The organism is Nocardioides sp. CPCC 205120 (assembly GCF_048654585.1).
Taxonomy (GTDB): Bacteria; Actinomycetota; Actinomycetes; order Propionibacteriales; family Nocardioidaceae; genus Nocardioides.
The window spans coordinates 1,394,291-1,408,656 of sequence record NZ_JBMCYY010000001.1 but is presented as its reverse complement, the minus strand read 5'-3'; the positions used below and the strand labels follow the sequence as shown (position 1 = coordinate 1,408,656).

General features: G+C 74.6%; 12 protein-coding genes. 3 read left to right on the top strand and 9 right to left on the bottom strand.

What is annotated here, in order from left to right; all coding sequences use genetic code 11:
• Positions 1-19: 19 nt before the first annotated feature.
• Positions 20-1,399, top strand: a complete 1,380-nt coding sequence (gene mftF / locus ACOACO_RS06580; protein WP_420295443.1) for a mycofactocin biosynthesis glycosyltransferase MftF — start codon at positions 20-22, stop codon at positions 1,397-1,399.
• A 28-nt stretch (positions 1,400-1,427) separates the two neighbouring features.
• On the opposite strand, the gene ACOACO_RS06575 is transcribed toward mftF, so the two are convergent.
• Genes ACOACO_RS06575 through ACOACO_RS06565 form a run of 3 tightly spaced genes read right to left on the bottom strand, consistent with a single transcriptional unit; the run spans position 1,428 to position 4,796 of the window.
• Entirely contained in the window at positions 1,428-2,198 is a 771-nt protein-coding gene (locus ACOACO_RS06575; RefSeq protein ID WP_420295442.1) for a sulfite exporter TauE/SafE family protein, read from the bottom strand.
• Positions 2,195-3,079, bottom strand: a complete 885-nt coding sequence (locus ACOACO_RS06570; protein WP_420295441.1) for a Cof-type HAD-IIB family hydrolase — start codon at positions 3,077-3,079, stop codon at positions 2,195-2,197. Before ACOACO_RS06570 ends, ACOACO_RS06575 begins: the two co-directional genes overlap by 4 nt.
• A 58-nt stretch (positions 3,080-3,137) precedes the next feature.
• Positions 3,138-4,796 carry an FAD-dependent oxidoreductase gene (locus ACOACO_RS06565; protein ID WP_420295440.1) on the bottom strand — a complete coding sequence of 553 codons (1,659 nt, stop codon included), beginning with the start codon at positions 4,794-4,796 and terminating at the stop codon, positions 3,138-3,140.
• 162 nt (positions 4,797-4,958) lie between these two features.
• Between ACOACO_RS06565 and ACOACO_RS06560 the strand changes: the two genes are divergently transcribed.
• Both ACOACO_RS06560 and ACOACO_RS06555 read left to right on the top strand, forming a co-directional pair.
• Entirely contained in the window at positions 4,959-6,968 is a 2,010-nt protein-coding gene (locus ACOACO_RS06560) for an FAD-dependent oxidoreductase (protein WP_420295439.1), read from the top strand.
• A gap of 44 nt (positions 6,969-7,012) precedes the next feature.
• A complete protein-coding gene (locus ACOACO_RS06555; RefSeq protein ID WP_420295438.1) occupies positions 7,013-7,777 on the top strand; it encodes an SDR family NAD(P)-dependent oxidoreductase in 765 nt (254 codons plus the stop codon).
• A gap of 112 nt (positions 7,778-7,889) precedes the next feature.
• Here ACOACO_RS06555 and ACOACO_RS06550 read toward each other — a convergent pair whose 3' ends face one another.
• The 6 genes from ACOACO_RS06550 to ACOACO_RS06525 all read right to left on the bottom strand — a co-directional run bounded on the left by ACOACO_RS06550 (position 7,890) and on the right by ACOACO_RS06525 (position 14,253).
• Complete coding sequence (locus tag ACOACO_RS06550; RefSeq protein WP_420295437.1) at positions 7,890-8,453, bottom strand: carboxymuconolactone decarboxylase family protein; 564 nt, start codon at positions 8,451-8,453, stop codon at positions 7,890-7,892.
• A gap of 75 nt (positions 8,454-8,528) precedes the next feature.
• Positions 8,529-9,947, bottom strand: coding sequence for an MFS transporter (locus ACOACO_RS06545; RefSeq protein ID WP_420295436.1), 1,419 nt, complete (start codon positions 9,945-9,947; stop codon positions 8,529-8,531).
• Entirely contained in the window at positions 9,944-11,092 is a 1,149-nt protein-coding gene (locus tag ACOACO_RS06540; protein ID WP_420295435.1) for an acetyl-CoA C-acyltransferase, read from the bottom strand. Before ACOACO_RS06540 ends, ACOACO_RS06545 begins: the two co-directional genes overlap by 4 nt.
• 37 nt (positions 11,093-11,129) lie before the next feature.
• Positions 11,130-11,915, bottom strand: coding sequence for an amidohydrolase family protein (locus tag ACOACO_RS06535; RefSeq protein ID WP_420295434.1), 786 nt, complete (start codon positions 11,913-11,915; stop codon positions 11,130-11,132).
• Positions 11,912-13,090 carry an acyl-CoA dehydrogenase family protein gene (locus ACOACO_RS06530; protein ID WP_420295433.1) on the bottom strand — a complete coding sequence of 393 codons (1,179 nt, stop codon included), beginning with the start codon at positions 13,088-13,090 and terminating at the stop codon, positions 11,912-11,914. The genes ACOACO_RS06535 and ACOACO_RS06530 overlap by 4 nt, the downstream gene beginning before the upstream one ends.
• Positions 13,087-14,253 (bottom strand): acyl-CoA dehydrogenase family protein, encoded by a 1,167-nt coding sequence (locus ACOACO_RS06525; RefSeq protein WP_420295432.1) that lies wholly within the window; start codon positions 14,251-14,253, stop codon positions 13,087-13,089. Before ACOACO_RS06525 ends, ACOACO_RS06530 begins: the two co-directional genes overlap by 4 nt.
• Positions 14,254-14,366 lie beyond the last annotated feature (113 nt).

Genomic DNA, 14,366 nt, shown 5'->3' with positions numbered 1-14,366 from the left:
CGACGCCGTCGAGCTGCCCGTGGGTACGCGCGTCGAGCTCTCGCCCGGTGTGCGCCGCTACGGTGCGCTGCTCGTCGGCGGAGCGCCTGCCCGTGCCGTCCGCCTCGGTGCCGGCGGGGTCGCGCTGCTGGCCGACGGAGGGTTCGCCCTGGACGGGTCGACGGCGCGGGCGACGTTCGCCGAGCAGCTGGTCGACGCGGGCCTGGCGACGTACCTGCCCACCGGTGACCCGCTGCCCGACCGCGGCGGCCTGGTGGTCGTCGTGCCGGCGTTCGGGCGCGCCGAGGGCGTCGACCGGCTGCTACGGGCGCTCGGCGGACTCCACCCCGTCGTCCTGGTGGACGACCACTCCCCCGACCCGGTTGCACTGCGGGACGTGGCGGCCCTGCACGACGCGGAGCTGCTCCGGCTGCCAGCCAACCTGGGTCCTGCCGGGGCACGCAACGCCGGGCTCCTCCGGGCCCGAGAGCGGGGTGCCGCGTTCGTCCTGTTCGCGGACTCGGACGTGGTCGTCGCTCCCGCCGACGTCGAGCGGTTGCGAGGCGCCTTCGCCGACCCCCGGGTCGCGGCGGCGGCACCGCGGGTCGCCGCGCTGGTGGAGGACGGGTCGGTGCTTGCGCGCTACGAGGCCGCCGCCTCCTCGCTCGACCGGGGACCCGTCTCGGCGTGGGTGGCCCCCGGCGGGCCGGTCGCGTACGTCCCCTCAGCCGTCGTCCTCGCCCGGGTCGACGCCCTGGGCGACGGGTTCGACGCCACTCTGGAGGTGGGCGAGGACGTCGACCTCGTCTGGCGACTGCACCGGGGCGGGTGGCGGGTGCGGTACGACGCAGGCGCCCGGGCCTACCACGACCACCGCACGGCACCGGTGGCGTGGGCACGGCGCAAGTCGGACTACGGCGAGAGCACGGCTGCCCTGGCGCGCCGGCACGGCGACCTGGCCGCTCCGGCCGTGCTCGCGCCGTTGGGCGTCGCGCAGCTGGCGGCCGCGGTGTGGCAACGCCCGCTCGGCGGTGCCGTCGCGGCGGGGATTGCAGCTGTGGTCGGCCACCGGCTGGCGGGGCGGCTCGGTGGCGGCGGCGAGGCCCGCCGCGCGGCCGCCGCCCTGGTCGGGCGCGGCACGCGGATGAACTGCGAGCAGCTCACCTGGTCACTGCTGCGCCACCACTGGCCGCTCGCCGTCGCCGGTGCCCTCGCCTCGCGCCGGGTACGGCGCCTGGTCGTCGTCGCGGTGCTCGTCGACACCGCGACCGGGTGGGTGCGGCAACGTCCCGACCTCGACCCGGTCACCTATGCCGTACTGCGGCGTGCGGACGACCTGGCCTACGGGTACGGCTTGTGGCGCGGCGCCATCCGAGCTCGATCGGGGCGCGCACTGCTCCCGGCTTGGAGATGGGCGTAGGCGACGGTCGACGCCGGCAGCGCGCTGCTCAGGAGACGGCGAGGTGCACGGCGAGCGCGAGGCCGGCCAGGCCGACGGCCCAGCGCAGCGGCGTCTCGGGCAGGACGCGCACGGCGTGCGGGCCCAGGAGGCCCCCGACGAGCGCCCCGAGCCCGAGGCTGGCGGCGGCGGCCCAGTCGACCGGGGCGAGCACGACGTACACGACGGAGGCGACCGCGTTGGCGGCGCACAGCACGAGGTTCTTGACGGCGTTGGTGATCGCGTACGCCTCGGTGGTCTGCACCGACAGGACCGCGAGCAGGATGATGCCGGCGGCGGCGCCGAAGTACCCGCCGTACACCCCGACGAGGGCGATGAGCAGGCCGCCCGCCCACGCCCGCCGCACCGGCGGGCCGTCGCCCGCGGCGAGACGGCGCTCGCGGCGGCGCGCGACGGACGCGCGGATCCGGTCGCGGGCCAGCAGCAGCACCGCGCCCAGCGCCACCAGGCCCGGCACGACGACCTCGAAGGTGTCCTCGCCCCCGGCCAGCAGCAGGGCGGCCCCCACCGTGCCACCGAGCGCCGACCACGCGCACAGGCGCAGCACGCGCCCGCCCTGGCCCGCCAGCTCGCGGCGCGAGGCCAGCCCCGCGCCGGCACCGTTGGCCAGCAGCCCCACCGTGTTGCTGACGTTGGCGGCCAGCGGCGGCAGCCCGGCGGCGAGGAGCGCCGGGTAGGACACCAAGGACGCGAGGCCCGCGACCGAGCCGCAGAGGCCGGCCCCGACCCCGGCGAGGACGAGGAGGAGGACGTCGCTCACGCGGCCCCCGGCGCCCCGGCCGGCCCGGCCGGCCCGGCGGCGTCCGCCCGGTCGAGCAGCGCGCCGACGACGGTCAGCACCCCGGCCTCGGTGTGGGCGGGGGCACGGTGCCTCGCCCGGCGCAGCACCTCGGGGTGCGCGTTCGCCATCGCGAAGGAGCCCTCGGCCGCGTCGAGCATCTCGAGGTCGTTGAGGTAGTCGCCGAACGCGACCGTGTGCTCCGGCCCGATGCCGAGCTCGTCCTGCAGGCGCCGCACCGCGTCGCCCTTGGTGACCCCGGCGGGCATGACGTCCACCCAGTGCGCGCCCGAGACGACGACCTGGTGGGAGGCGCGGAACCCCGCGAGCGCCTCGCCCACCGGCTCGGCGGCCTCGGCGTCGTGGACGGCCACCTTCACGAAGGCGTCGTCGACGGCGTCGAGGTCGTCGACCACCTCGAGGGCCGCGTAGTAGCGACGCACCTCGGCGAGGAAGGCCTCGTCGGTGCGCTCGACGTACGCCGTCCGCTTGCCGCACACGACCGTGCCGGCGTCGCGCCCCTCGGCGACCACGCGTCGTACGGCGGCCACCACCCCCGTGACGGCCTCGCGCTCCAGCGTCGTGGAGCTCAGCTCGACGCCGTCGCGCACCACCATCGTGCCGTTCTCCGCGATGAAGACCATGCCGTCGAGCGCCGGGGCGAAGGTGCGCTCGAGGGTCGCGTACTGCCGGCCGCTCGCCGGGGCGAACGCGACCCCCGCCGCGCGCAGCCGCTCCAGGAGCGGCCACAGGCCGTCCGGCACCTCGCCGCGGCCGTCGAGCAGCGTGCCGTCCATGTCGACGACGACGAGGCGGAGGCCGGCGGGCAGGTCGGGAAGGTCGAGCGGCTGTGCGGTGGTCACCCGGCCAGGCTCGCACGCGGTACGGCGGGCCGCAGCGCCGGTGGGTGCGTCGCGCTGCTCACCCGGAGCGGGCCACCTCGAGCATGCGGTCGACGGCGACCACCTTGACGCGGGGGCGGTCGGCAGCCCGGCCGGCCGTGCGCTCGTGGGCGTCGAGGGCCTTCCAGCCCGCGAGGTCGACGTGACCGGGCAGCAGGTCGGCCAGGTCCGCGAGCCCGGGATCGGCGGCCGGGGCGGGCAGGAGCCCGTCGCGGAGGTCGTCGAGGAGCAGGCCGACGGTCTGCTGGGCGCAGGCCTTGTTGGTGCCCACCACGCCCGAGGGGCCGCGCTTGATCCAGCCCGTGACGTAGAGCCCCGGCTGCTCCCGGTCGTCGACGAGCACGCGGCCCTGCGCGTTGGGCACCACGCCGCGCAGCTCGTCGAACGGGAGGTCGGCCACGGGACGCCCGCGGTAGCCGACCGCCTTCAGCACGAGCCCGCACTCCAGGTCCTCGGTCTCCCCGGTGCCCTGCGCCGCGGTGCGGCCCGCGGTCTCCACGAGCTGGTTCCGCTCGAGGCGGACGCCGGTGACCCGGTCGTCGCCGAGCAGCGCCCGCGGGGAGGAGAGGAAGCGGAGGCGGACGACGCGCCCGCCGCCCGCCTCGTCGGCCCCGCCCGCTGCCGCGAGCTCGCCGAGCAGCTCGACCTTGGCCTGCAGGGACACGTCGTCGGTGCCCGCCCCGGCGACCTGGTCGGGGTCCACCGCCACCGTGAGGCCCGGGGCACCCCGCAGCCCGATGAGCTCTGGGGTCGTGAACGCCGCCTCGACCGGACCGCGGCGCCCGACCACCACGACCTCGCGGACCCGCGAGGACCGCAGGGCCTCGAGGGCGTGGTCGGCGACGTCGGTGCGGGCCAGGGCCTCGGGGTCCTGGGCCAGCACGCGGGCCACGTCGAGGGCGACGTTGCCGTTGCCCAGCACGACGACCCGCTCGCAGGAGAGGTCGAAGGAGAGGTGGGCGTAGTCGGGGTGACCGTTGTACCAGGCCACGAAGTCGGTGGCGGAGTGCACGCCGGGGAGGTCCTCCCCCTCCACGTCGAGGGGGCGCTCCTGCATGGCGCCGACGGCGTAGATCACCGCGTGGTAGCGCTCCGCGAGCTGGGCGTGGGTGACGTCGCGCCCCACCTCGACGTTCGAGAGCAGCCGGACGCCCTTCTTGCGGAGCACGGTCGCGAACACGTCGCCGACGGCCTTGGTGTCCTGGTGGTCGGGCGCGATCCCGTAGCGGACCAGGCCGAACGGCGTCGGAAGGCGCTCGATCACGTCCACCTGCACGTCCAGCCCGCGCTGGGCCAGCAGCTCCTCGGTCGCGTAGCAGGCGGCCGGCCCCGAGCCGACGACGGCGACGCGCAGCGGGTGGGTCACCGCGCTCCAGTCGCGGCGGGGCGGCACGGGCGCGGTGTCGGGGTAGTCGGCGTGCGCCGGGTCGGTGAACCAGCGCGCGTTGATCTCCTCGAACTGCGCGGCGTCACCCTCGAGGTCGTAGTCGGCCTGGATCGCGCGCACGGGGCAGGCGTCGACGCAGGCGCCGCAGTCGATGCACTCCGCCGGGTCGATGTAGAGCATCTCCGCCGTCCCGTAGTCGGGCTCGTCCGGCGTCGGGTGGATGCAGTTCACGGGGCAGACCGGCACGCACGAGGCGTCGTTGCAGCAGCTCCGCGTGATGACGTGGGTCATGGCGCTCCTCGTCGTGGTCCGGTCGTGTCCGTCCTGGCCCGTCACCGTCCGTCCCCGGCCCGGCGACGTTGCGCGCCGAGGGGTTCCGTCCTAACGTGACCTGGACCATAATAATCATGAACATCAACCCGCGCGAGTCACCGCGGCGGACGAGGAGGACGCATGAGCGACGAGCCGGGCGCGAGCACCGACCACCCCCACGTGTTCTCGCCGGTCACCGTCGGCACGATGCACCTGCGCAACCGTGTCATGCTCCCGCCGCACGCGTCGGCGATCGGCAACATCTACGGCACCGACACCGAGGCGGAGCGCAACATCGCCTACTTCGTCGAGCGCTGCCGCGACGACGGGCCGGCATGGGTCGCGAGCCTGTCGACGCACGTGCGCAACCACCTCGTCCCGGGCTTCGAGCCCACCGGCGTCGGCGCGGCCACGCTGGGCTTCTTCCGTCTCCCCTTCTTCGTCGAGCGCGTCCAGGCCTACAGCGACGCCCTCCACGCGCTCGACACCCGGGTGACGGTCCAGATGGTGCACCAGGGCGGCATGCCGCACGGTGCGTCCGCCGTGCCGAGCAACCCGGTCCTCAACCTCGTGCCCCACGTGATGGACACCGACGACATCGACGCGTTCGTCGCCGAGTACGCCTACTCGGCCCGCCTCGCGCAGGAGGGCCGGGCCGACGGGGTCGAGCTGCACCTCAACCACGACGACCTGCACGAGTGGTTCCTCTCCCCCCTCACCAACCGCCGCGAGGACGCGTACGGCGGGTCGCTCGAGAACCGCGCGCGCTTCGCGACCGAGTGCCTGCGGGCGATCCGCGACGCCGTCGGCTCGACGATGACGGTCGGCGTCCGGCTCAACATCCGCGAGGAGGTGCCGGGCGGCTACGACGTCGCCGGCGGCGTCGAGCTCGCGGCGTACCTCGAGTCCACCGGCCTCATCGACTACGTCCACGGCGTCGTCGGCAGCCCCTGGGGCAACCCCAGCTACATCCAGCCCACCTACAACGACCCCGCGGAGTTCGCGGCGCTCGCCGGCGAGCTGCGCCGTGCGGTCGCGCTGCCGGTCGTCCACACGGGCCGCATCAACCACCCGGACGTGGCCGAGCGGGTCCTCGCCGCCGGCCACGCCGACGTCGTCGGGATGGCCCGCGCCCACATCGCCGACGGGGACCTGCTCGCCAAGGCGCGCGCTGGCCGCGCCGACGAGATCCGCCCCTGCGTCGGCGGCAACGAGTGCATCTCGCGTCGCTACGTCGAGAACCTGCCGTTCGGGTGCGCGGTGAACCCGCGCACCAGCCACGAGGACGAGGCGCCGTGGCACAACCCGGCCCCCGGGCGCCGCCTGCTCGTCGTCGGCGGCGGGCCCGCCGGCATGGAGCTGGCCGCCCTCGCCGCCGAGGGCGGGATGGAGGTGGAGCTGCGCGAGGCCGAGCCCGAGCTGGGCGGCCAGCTGCGCTACGTGGTGCGCGCCCCCCGCCACGAGGGCTATGCGCGCTACCTCGACTGGCAGGTACGCCGCCTCTCCCGCCTCGGCGTGACCCTGCGCCTCGGCGAGCGGGTCACGGCCGACGACGTCCGCGCCGCGGGCGCCGACGTGGTCGCGGTCGCCACCGGCGCCGGCCCGCGCCGCCCCGACATCCGCGGCGCGGACGCCCCCCACGTGCTCGACGTCCGCGACGTGCTCGCCGGCACGGCCGCGCCCGGCCGCCGCGTGCTCGTCGTCGCGCAGGACGACCACGTGGCCCCGCTGTCGGTCGCCGACCACCTCGCCGGCGCCGGGCACGACGTCCACGTCGTGTACGCCACCCACCAACCGGCCCCGCTGCTGGGGCGTTACATCATCGGCGGCATCCTCGGTCGTCTCGACGCCCAGGACGTGCGCATGACCTTCATGGAGGAGGTCGTCGACATCGGCCGCCACGGCGTGACGACACGCAACGTCTACTCGTGGCGCGAGCGACCGCTCGACGCCGAGTTCGACTCCGTCGTGCTGGCCTGCGGCAGCGTCCCCGACCCCCGGCTGTACGACGAGCTCAAGGACGAGCTGCCGGAGGTGCACGTGCTCGGCGACGCCTACGCGCCCCGCCGCCTCGTCTTCGCGACCCGCCAGGCCTGGGCGCTGGCCCAGCAGCTCGTGACCAGCCCCGCGCGCCACGCCGTCCGCGCGTGACGCCGTACCCCCACCGGACCCCGAGAAGGAACCAGGAGAAACAGATGCTGCTCAAGGACAAGGTCGCGCTCGTCACCGCAGGGGCGTCCGGCATGGGACGCGCGGGCGCCGAGGCGTTCGCCCGCGAGGGCGCCCACGTGGTCGTGGTCGACCTGGACGAGCAGGCCGCGAAGGACACCGTCGCCGGCATCGAGGCCGCGGGCGGCAGCGCGGCGTACGCCGCCGTCGACGTGCGCGACCTCGGCGCCCTGAAGGAGATGGCGGACGGCGTCGCCCGGGAGCACGGTCGGCTGCACGTGCTGTACAACAACGTCGGCGTCCCCGGCGCCGCCGGTCTCGACCTCAGCGAGGAGGAGTGGGACCTCGGCCTCGAGATCAACGGCCGCGCCAGCTTCTTCCTGTCCGGCTACCTGATGGACGCGCTGAAGGCGGCCCACGGCGCCTCGGTCATCTTCACCAGCTCGACCTCGGGCCTGGTCGGCTCGCCGTTCAGCCCCATGTACTCGTTCACGAAGGGCGGCGTCATCGCGCTGGTGCGCTCGATGGCGCTCGCGCACGCCGCCGACGGGATCCGGGTCAACGCGATCGCCCCGGGCTCCGTGGAGACCCCCGGTCTGCCGGGGTTCTTCCGCATCGACGACCCGGAGGAGATCGAGCGCCGCAAGGCCGCCTTCTTCGCGACCATCCCGCTCGGCCGCGCGTCGCAGCCCGAGGAGATCGCCCAGGTGGCGCTGTTCCTCGCCAGCGACATGTCGAGCTACGTCACCGGCGTGACCATCCCGGTGGACGGTGGCCTCACGGCCAAGTGACGCGGTCCCGCCGCACCCCGGCCCCGCCGACGACCAGCTGTCCGTCGGTGGGGCCGGTCGCGTTCCGCCCGGGGCCCGGGTCGGCCGGGGCGGGGCCGGGGGCCCCGCGGGCTCAGACCACCTCGGACGGCGCCTGCCGCCAGGGGGCGAGCTCGGCGTCGGGGTCGGCGTACTCCTCGGGCAGGTCGTCGGTCATCGCGAGGACCGCGCCCATGCGGCCGTAGCCCACGAACGACGCGACGTGGAAGCAGAGCTCCATCAGCTCCCGGTCGGTGAAGTGCGTTCGCAGCCGCCCGAAGTGCTCCTCGCGGATCGAGAGGTGGTCGGTCGCGAAGCGGTCGGCGAAGTCGATCGCGAGGCGCTCCGCCTCGGTCAGCCCCGGCGCCTCCAGCGGCTTCTCCAGCGAGCAGACGAGGTCCTCGTCGACCCCGTCGTCGGCCCCGCTGCGGTAGCGGATGGCCATGCAGCTGCGGCACTGGTTGTGGAACGCCACCCGCAGCCGCAGCAGCTCGACGAGGCGGGCGGACAGCTCGGCACGGCCCCGCAGCGCGGTCGTCCAGTCCAGGTAGGCGCCGGCGAGGTGGGGGGCGCGGGCGTACACCTGCTGGCGCAGCGGGGCGTCGGCGCCGAACAGCGGCGCGTAGACGGCGGGATCGGCGGGCGGGATGCGGGACATCGGTTCCTCCGGCGGGGTCGGCGGGGTCGGTGGGGTCGGGTGGGGGGATCGGTCGGGGGACGGGGCGGGCCGCGCTCAGCCGCGCGGTCGGGGCGGCAGCAGCACCCACGCGAGGAGACCGGCCAGGGCAGCACCCGCGCAGGAGACGAGCGCCGCGGCGACGTAGCCGGCCTCGTCGGGGTGGAAGGCGCCCGGCGGGGTGTGGGCGGACAGCACCGCCGCCGCGGCGGCGGCCCCGACAGCACCGCCCAGCAGGCGGAGCACCTGGTTGATGCCGGTCGCGCTGGCCGTGCGGTACGCCGGCGTGCGGGCGACGATGATCGCGGGCATGACCGAGTAGGCCACGCCGATGCCGATGCCCATCAGCAGCATCATCAGCGCCACGTGCCACCACGCCTCGTGCAGGACCGCGAAGAGGCCGAACGACGAGGCGACGACGAAGGAGCCCACCGAGAGCACCGCCCGTGACCCGATCGCCGCCTCCGCGGCCCGGGCGAACGGTGGTGAGAAGAGGCTCGCGAGCGCCATCGGCAGCATCAGCAGACCGGTCACCAGCACCGTGTGGCCGAGGCCGAGGCCCGTCTCGGGCGGGCGCTGCACGACGAGGATGACGACCGTGACCCCGCCGAACACACCGATGCCCAGCAGGAAGGCCGCCACGTTCACGCCCAGCACGCCCCGTGCGCAGGTCAGGCGGAGGTCGACCAGGGGGGCCGCGACCCGCAGCTCGAGGACGACCCACGCGAGCAGCAGCAGCGCCCCGCCCGACCCCAGCCCGAGCACCTGCGGCGACGACCATCCCCAGAGGTCCCCGCGCGCGACCGCGAGGAGCGTCGCCGACAGCCCGGCGCCGAGCAGCAGCGCACCCGGGACGTCGATGCGCACCTCGCCGACGTCGTGGGTCGAGACGGGCACGCGCCGCCACACCCAGTAGGCGGCCGACCCGGCGACGACCATGGCGAGCCCGAACGCGGCGGGGTAGCCGCCCACCAGGACGCACAGCCCGATGGCGGGGTTGCCCAGGCCGACGCCCACCGCGACGCTGGTCGACAGCACGCCGAGGGTGCGCGCCAGCACGACGCCCTGCAGCTGCTCCCGCGCGATGCTGACGGTGAGGGGCACCATGGCGTAGCCGAACCCCTGGAACGACCGGGCGGCCAGGAGGCTGGGGAAGGTGGGCACGAGGGCGAGCGCGCTCCCGGCCGCGACGACGAGCAGCGCCCCGACCAGCAGCTGTCGGCGACGCCGGCCGTCGGCCAGGCGCGAGAGCACCGGCGTGCCCACGACCCCGACGACGAGCGTGACGATCAGCGTCCACTGGGCGTCCGGGATCGCGACGTCGCGCTCCTTGGAGACCTCGAAGACGATCGGGCTGCCGAGTCCCGCGACGATCGCGCCGGTCAGGGCGGCGAAGGACAGGCACACCACGAGCCCGGTGTCGCCGCCGCGCGCCGACCCCGGACGCGTGCGCGCGGTCGCCGGCGCGGTGCTCACGCCAGCTCGAGGAGCGTCGCGTTCGCCATGCCGCCGCCCTCGCACATGACCTGCAGGCCGTAACGCTGGTCCGCGCGGCGCATGCGGTGCACGAGCGTGGTGAGGAGGCGCGCCCCGGTGCCGCCGAGCGGGTGCCCCAGGGCGATGGCTCCGCCCTGGGGGTTGGTCAGCGCCGGGTCGGCGCCCGTCTCCGCGAGCCAGGCCAGCGGGACGCTGGCGAACGCCTCGTTGACCTCGAACGAGCCGATCGCGTCGAGCCCCACCCCGGAGCGCTCCAGCAGCAGGCGGGTGGCCGGGATCGGTCCCGTCAGCATGTGCACCGGGTCCGAGCCGACGACGACCGCCGTGTGCACGCGCGCGAGCGGAGTCAGCCCGTGCTGCGCGACGGCGCGCTCGGAGGCGACGAGGACGGCGGCCGCGCCGTCGGAGATCTGGCTGGCCAGCGCGGCGGTGAGGCGCCCGCCCTCGCGCAGCGCCGCCAGGCCGGCCAGCTTCTCCGGCGTCGCGTCCGCACGGGGGCCCTCGTCGACGGCGAGATCCAGCAGCGGGGCGACCTCCGCGTCGTACTCCCCCGCGGCCCAGGAGGCGAGCGCACGGCGGTGGCTCTCGACCGCGAAGGCCTCCATCGCCTCACGGGTGAGACCCCAGCGCTCGGCGATGAGCTCCGCGCCACGGAACTGGGAGATCTCCTGCGTCCCGTAGCGCGAGGCCCAGCCGGCGCCGCCGCGTGGGTGCGCCATGCCGGCCTCGACGCCGACGATGGTCGGGGAACCGATCGGCACCTGGCTCATCACCTCGACGCCCCCGGCGACCACCAGGTCCTGCATGCCGGAGCGCACGGCCTGGGCCGCGAAGTGCAGCGCCTGCTGCGAGGAGCCGCACTGCCGGTCGATCGTCGTGGCGGGCACCGCCTCCGGCCAGCCCGCCGACAGGACGGTGGTGCGTCCGACGTTGGACGCCTGCGGACCCACCTGTCCGACGCAGCCCCACAGGACGTCGTCGACGGCGCCGGGGTCCACGCCGCTGCGCTCGGCGAGCGCCCGGAGCACGTGGGCACCGAGGTCGGCGGGGTGGACCGCGGCGAGCGAGCCGCCGCGCCGGCCCACCGGGGTGCGGACGGCGGCGACGAGGAAGGCCTCGGGCATGGTCACTCCTGGGGTACGCCGGTGTCCCCGGCCGCGTTCAGAGCCCGAGGATCCGGGCGAGGTTGCCGCCGAGGATCGCGGCCTCCTCCTCGGGGGTGAGCCCGAGGTTCCGGATGGCCGCGATCTCGGCCGCCGGGTCCGCCATCGGCCAGTCGGAGCCGTAGACGACCCGATCGGCGCCGTGGCGACGGATGAGGGCGAGCACCTTCTCGGGCTCGAGCTCGGCCATCGTCGGCGGCCAGGACGTCTCGAGGGTGACGCTCGAGCCGACCACGTGCTGCTCCGCCTCGTCGAGGCGGTGGTAGCCGCCGTAGTGGCAGGCGATGAGCTGCAGGTCGGGCAGGGAGTCGGCCAGCGCGCGCAGCAGGTGCGGGGCGCCGCGCTCGTTGGCCTCGGGATCGGCCCCGGCACCCACGTGCGTGACGACCGGCATGCCCTCCTGCGCCAGCGCGGCCAGGATGTCGTGGACGCGCGGGTCGGCGAGCGACACCGTCTGGAACAGCGGGTGCAGCTTGACGCCGACGATCCCGTTGTCCTTGAGGGAGCGGATGTTCTGCTCGACGGGGAGGTCGGGGTGGACCGTGCCGAAGGGCACGAGCCGGTCGCGCGGGACGGTGCCGATGAACTCGTTCGTGCGCTCGACCACCGAGGCCTTGATGCCGACGCCGAGCGCCAGGCCCTTGTCGATCCCGGACTCGTCCATCGTGGCGAGCAGTCCCGCCAGCGTCCCGTCGAAGCGCAGCGGCATGCCGGCGGGGCGCTGCGACTGCATCGCCTTCGCGATGTGGTCCGGCCAGACGTGGAGGTGGCAGTCGATGATCACCGGGCACCGCCGGCGAAGTCCTTGACCAGCTTCTTGGCCAGCGAGTCGAGGATGACCTCGGTGGAGCCCTCGTAGACCCGCATCGGCCGCGCCTCGCGGTAGAAGCGCTCCATCTTGCCTCCGCGCAGCAGGCCGAAGCGCCCCATCACCTGCACGCAGCGGTCGACGACGCGACCGGCCGCCTCCGTGGCCCCGACCTTCGCCATCGACGAGAGGTGCAGGCCGGCGAGGGGGTCCTGTGCCGCTGCGGCGGCCGCGCGGTAGGTCAGCGAGCGCGCCATCTCGATCTCGATCCAGCAGGTGGCCAGCGAGGCCGGCACGCCTCCGAGCCGGGCCAGCGTCGTGCCGAACTGCTCGCGGGTGGTGGCGTGCGCCAGCGCCTCCTCGAGCGACGCCTGGGCGAGGCCGACCGACGCCCCCGCCACGGACACCCGGAAGGTGGCCAGGGTGGACAGCATCAGCTTGAAGCCGGCCCCCCGCTCGCCCAGCCGGTGGTCGAGCGGGACCCGCACGTCCTGAAGCACCACGTCCCCCAGCACGTGCGGTGCGACGATCTGGTGGGGCGAGGTGACCGTGACGCCCGGCGTCGCGGCGGGCACGAGGACGAGCGAGAAGTCGTCGCCCTCCCTCGCCAGGATGCCGAAGAAGTCGGCGTCGGGGGCGTTGGTGATGAACGACTTGTGCCCGTTCAGGACGAGCTCGTCGCCGTCCTGCTCCACGGTCGTGGTGATGGCCCGCAGGTCGGAGCCGACGTCCGGCTCGGTCAGGCCGATCGCCGCCACCGCGTCGAGCGTGGCGACGCGCGGCAGCCACTCCCGCCGTACCCGCTCGGAGCCGGCGACCGACACCGCGTAGGAGCCGATGCCCTGCATCGCGAACATGGAGTCGAGGTGGGCGCTGACGCCCGCGAGGGCCTCGCGCACCACCGTGACCGCGAGGGAGTCGACCCGCTCGAAGCGGCCGCCGTGCTCGGCCGCGACGACCACGCGCGTCAGGCCGGAGGCGGCCAGCCGCTCACGGACGTCCGGGTCGAAGCGGTCGGCCTCGTCGGCGCGGGCGGCGACGTCCTCGCAGGAGGCGGCGAGCTTCCGCGCCTCCTCCTGCAGGTCCACGTAGACGGCGGGGAGGGAGAAGAGCGCCCCCGCGTCGGCGGCAGGGGCTCCAGGCGCGTTCACTGACCGATCGCCTCCGGGGGTCGCTGGTTGAAGTTCCGGCCGAACAGCTCGGAGGCGATCCTCACACGCTGGATGGCCGGCGTGCCGCCCGCGATCGCCCAGCCGTGGGAGTCGCGGTGGAGGCGCTCGATGCCGTACTCCTCGGAGTAGCCGTTGCCGCCGTGCATCTGCATGGCGAGGTCGGAGACCTGCTTGCCCATCTCGTTGGCGAAGCACTTGGCGACCGAGACCTCGAACGGCACCGGGAGGCCCGTGCCGCCGTTGACGGCGGCCCGGTAGATGAGCAGCCGCGCCGCCTCCACCTGCGTCGCCATGCTGGCCACGGTCATCTGCACGTTCTGGAACTCCACCAGCGGACGCCCGAACTGACGGCGCTGCTCGACGTACGCGATCGTGCGGTCGAGCGAGGCCTGGCCGATGGCCAGCGACATCGTCGCGTTGCCGAGCCGCTCGATCGAGAAGACACCGAAGAGCTTGTGGAACCCCCCGGCATCGACGACCACGTTGGCCGCCGGGACGCGGACCTCGTCGAGGTAGATGTCGGCGCTGGGGATCCCGCGGAAGCCCATGAGCTTCTCGGGGGCCCCGAACGAGACGCCCGGGGTGTCCGCGGGCACGATGACGGCACCGATGCCCTTGGCGCCCGGGTCGTCGTTGAGCCGGCAGTAGACGAGGTAGTGGTCCGCGTGGCCGCCGTTGGAGATCCACCGCTTGTTGCCGGTGATGACGATCTCGTCGCCCTCGCGGCGTCCGCGGGTCTTCATGTCGGTGGCCGCGGAGCCCGCGTCGGGCTCGGAGATGCCGATCGCCATCGTGATCTCGCCCGTGGCGACGCGCGGCAGCACGTGCCGCTTCTGCTCCTCGGTGCCGAAGAACTCGATGACGCGGCACGGGCCGACGTTGGCCTCGAAGATCTGGAAGGCCGCGGGGCGGCACTGCTTGGCGAGCTCTTCCTGGACGATGAGCGCATCGAGCAGAGTGCCCCCGTGACCGCCGTACTCCTCCGGGATCGCGATCCCCAGGAACCCGAGGTCGGCGAGACGCCTCACCTCGGCCGCGGGCAGCGCCGTGCGTTCACGGTCCCACTGCTCCGCGAGCGGCGCGTACACCTCTCGCGCGACCTCGGCCGCCAGCTCTCGCAGCTGCAGCTGTTCCGGGGTCAACTGAAAACCCAGCACATGGGCCCCCTGGGACCTTGGGGTGTCCGTACACCGGCACCCGAGTGGATGATAACTATGATCACCATACTGATAGATTGCTCGTCGTCAACCCGATC

What these genes read in the sequence shown, in the direction of transcription:
- ACOACO_RS06565 (WP_420295440.1), bottom strand. Translation starts at nt 4,796, where the DNA reads ATGACCCACGTCATCACGCGGAGCTGCTGCAACGACGCCTCGTGCGTG.
- ACOACO_RS06560 (WP_420295439.1), top strand. Translation starts at nt 4,959, where the DNA reads ATGAGCGACGAGCCGGGCGCGAGCACCGACCACCCCCACGTGTTCTCG.
- ACOACO_RS06555 (WP_420295438.1), top strand. Translation starts at nt 7,013, where the DNA reads ATGCTGCTCAAGGACAAGGTCGCGCTCGTCACCGCAGGGGCGTCCGGC.
- ACOACO_RS06550 (WP_420295437.1), bottom strand. Translation starts at nt 8,453, where the DNA reads ATGTCCCGCATCCCGCCCGCCGATCCCGCCGTCTACGCGCCGCTGTTC.
- ACOACO_RS06540 (WP_420295435.1), bottom strand. Translation starts at nt 11,092, where the DNA reads ATGCCCGAGGCCTTCCTCGTCGCCGCCGTCCGCACCCCGGTGGGCCGG.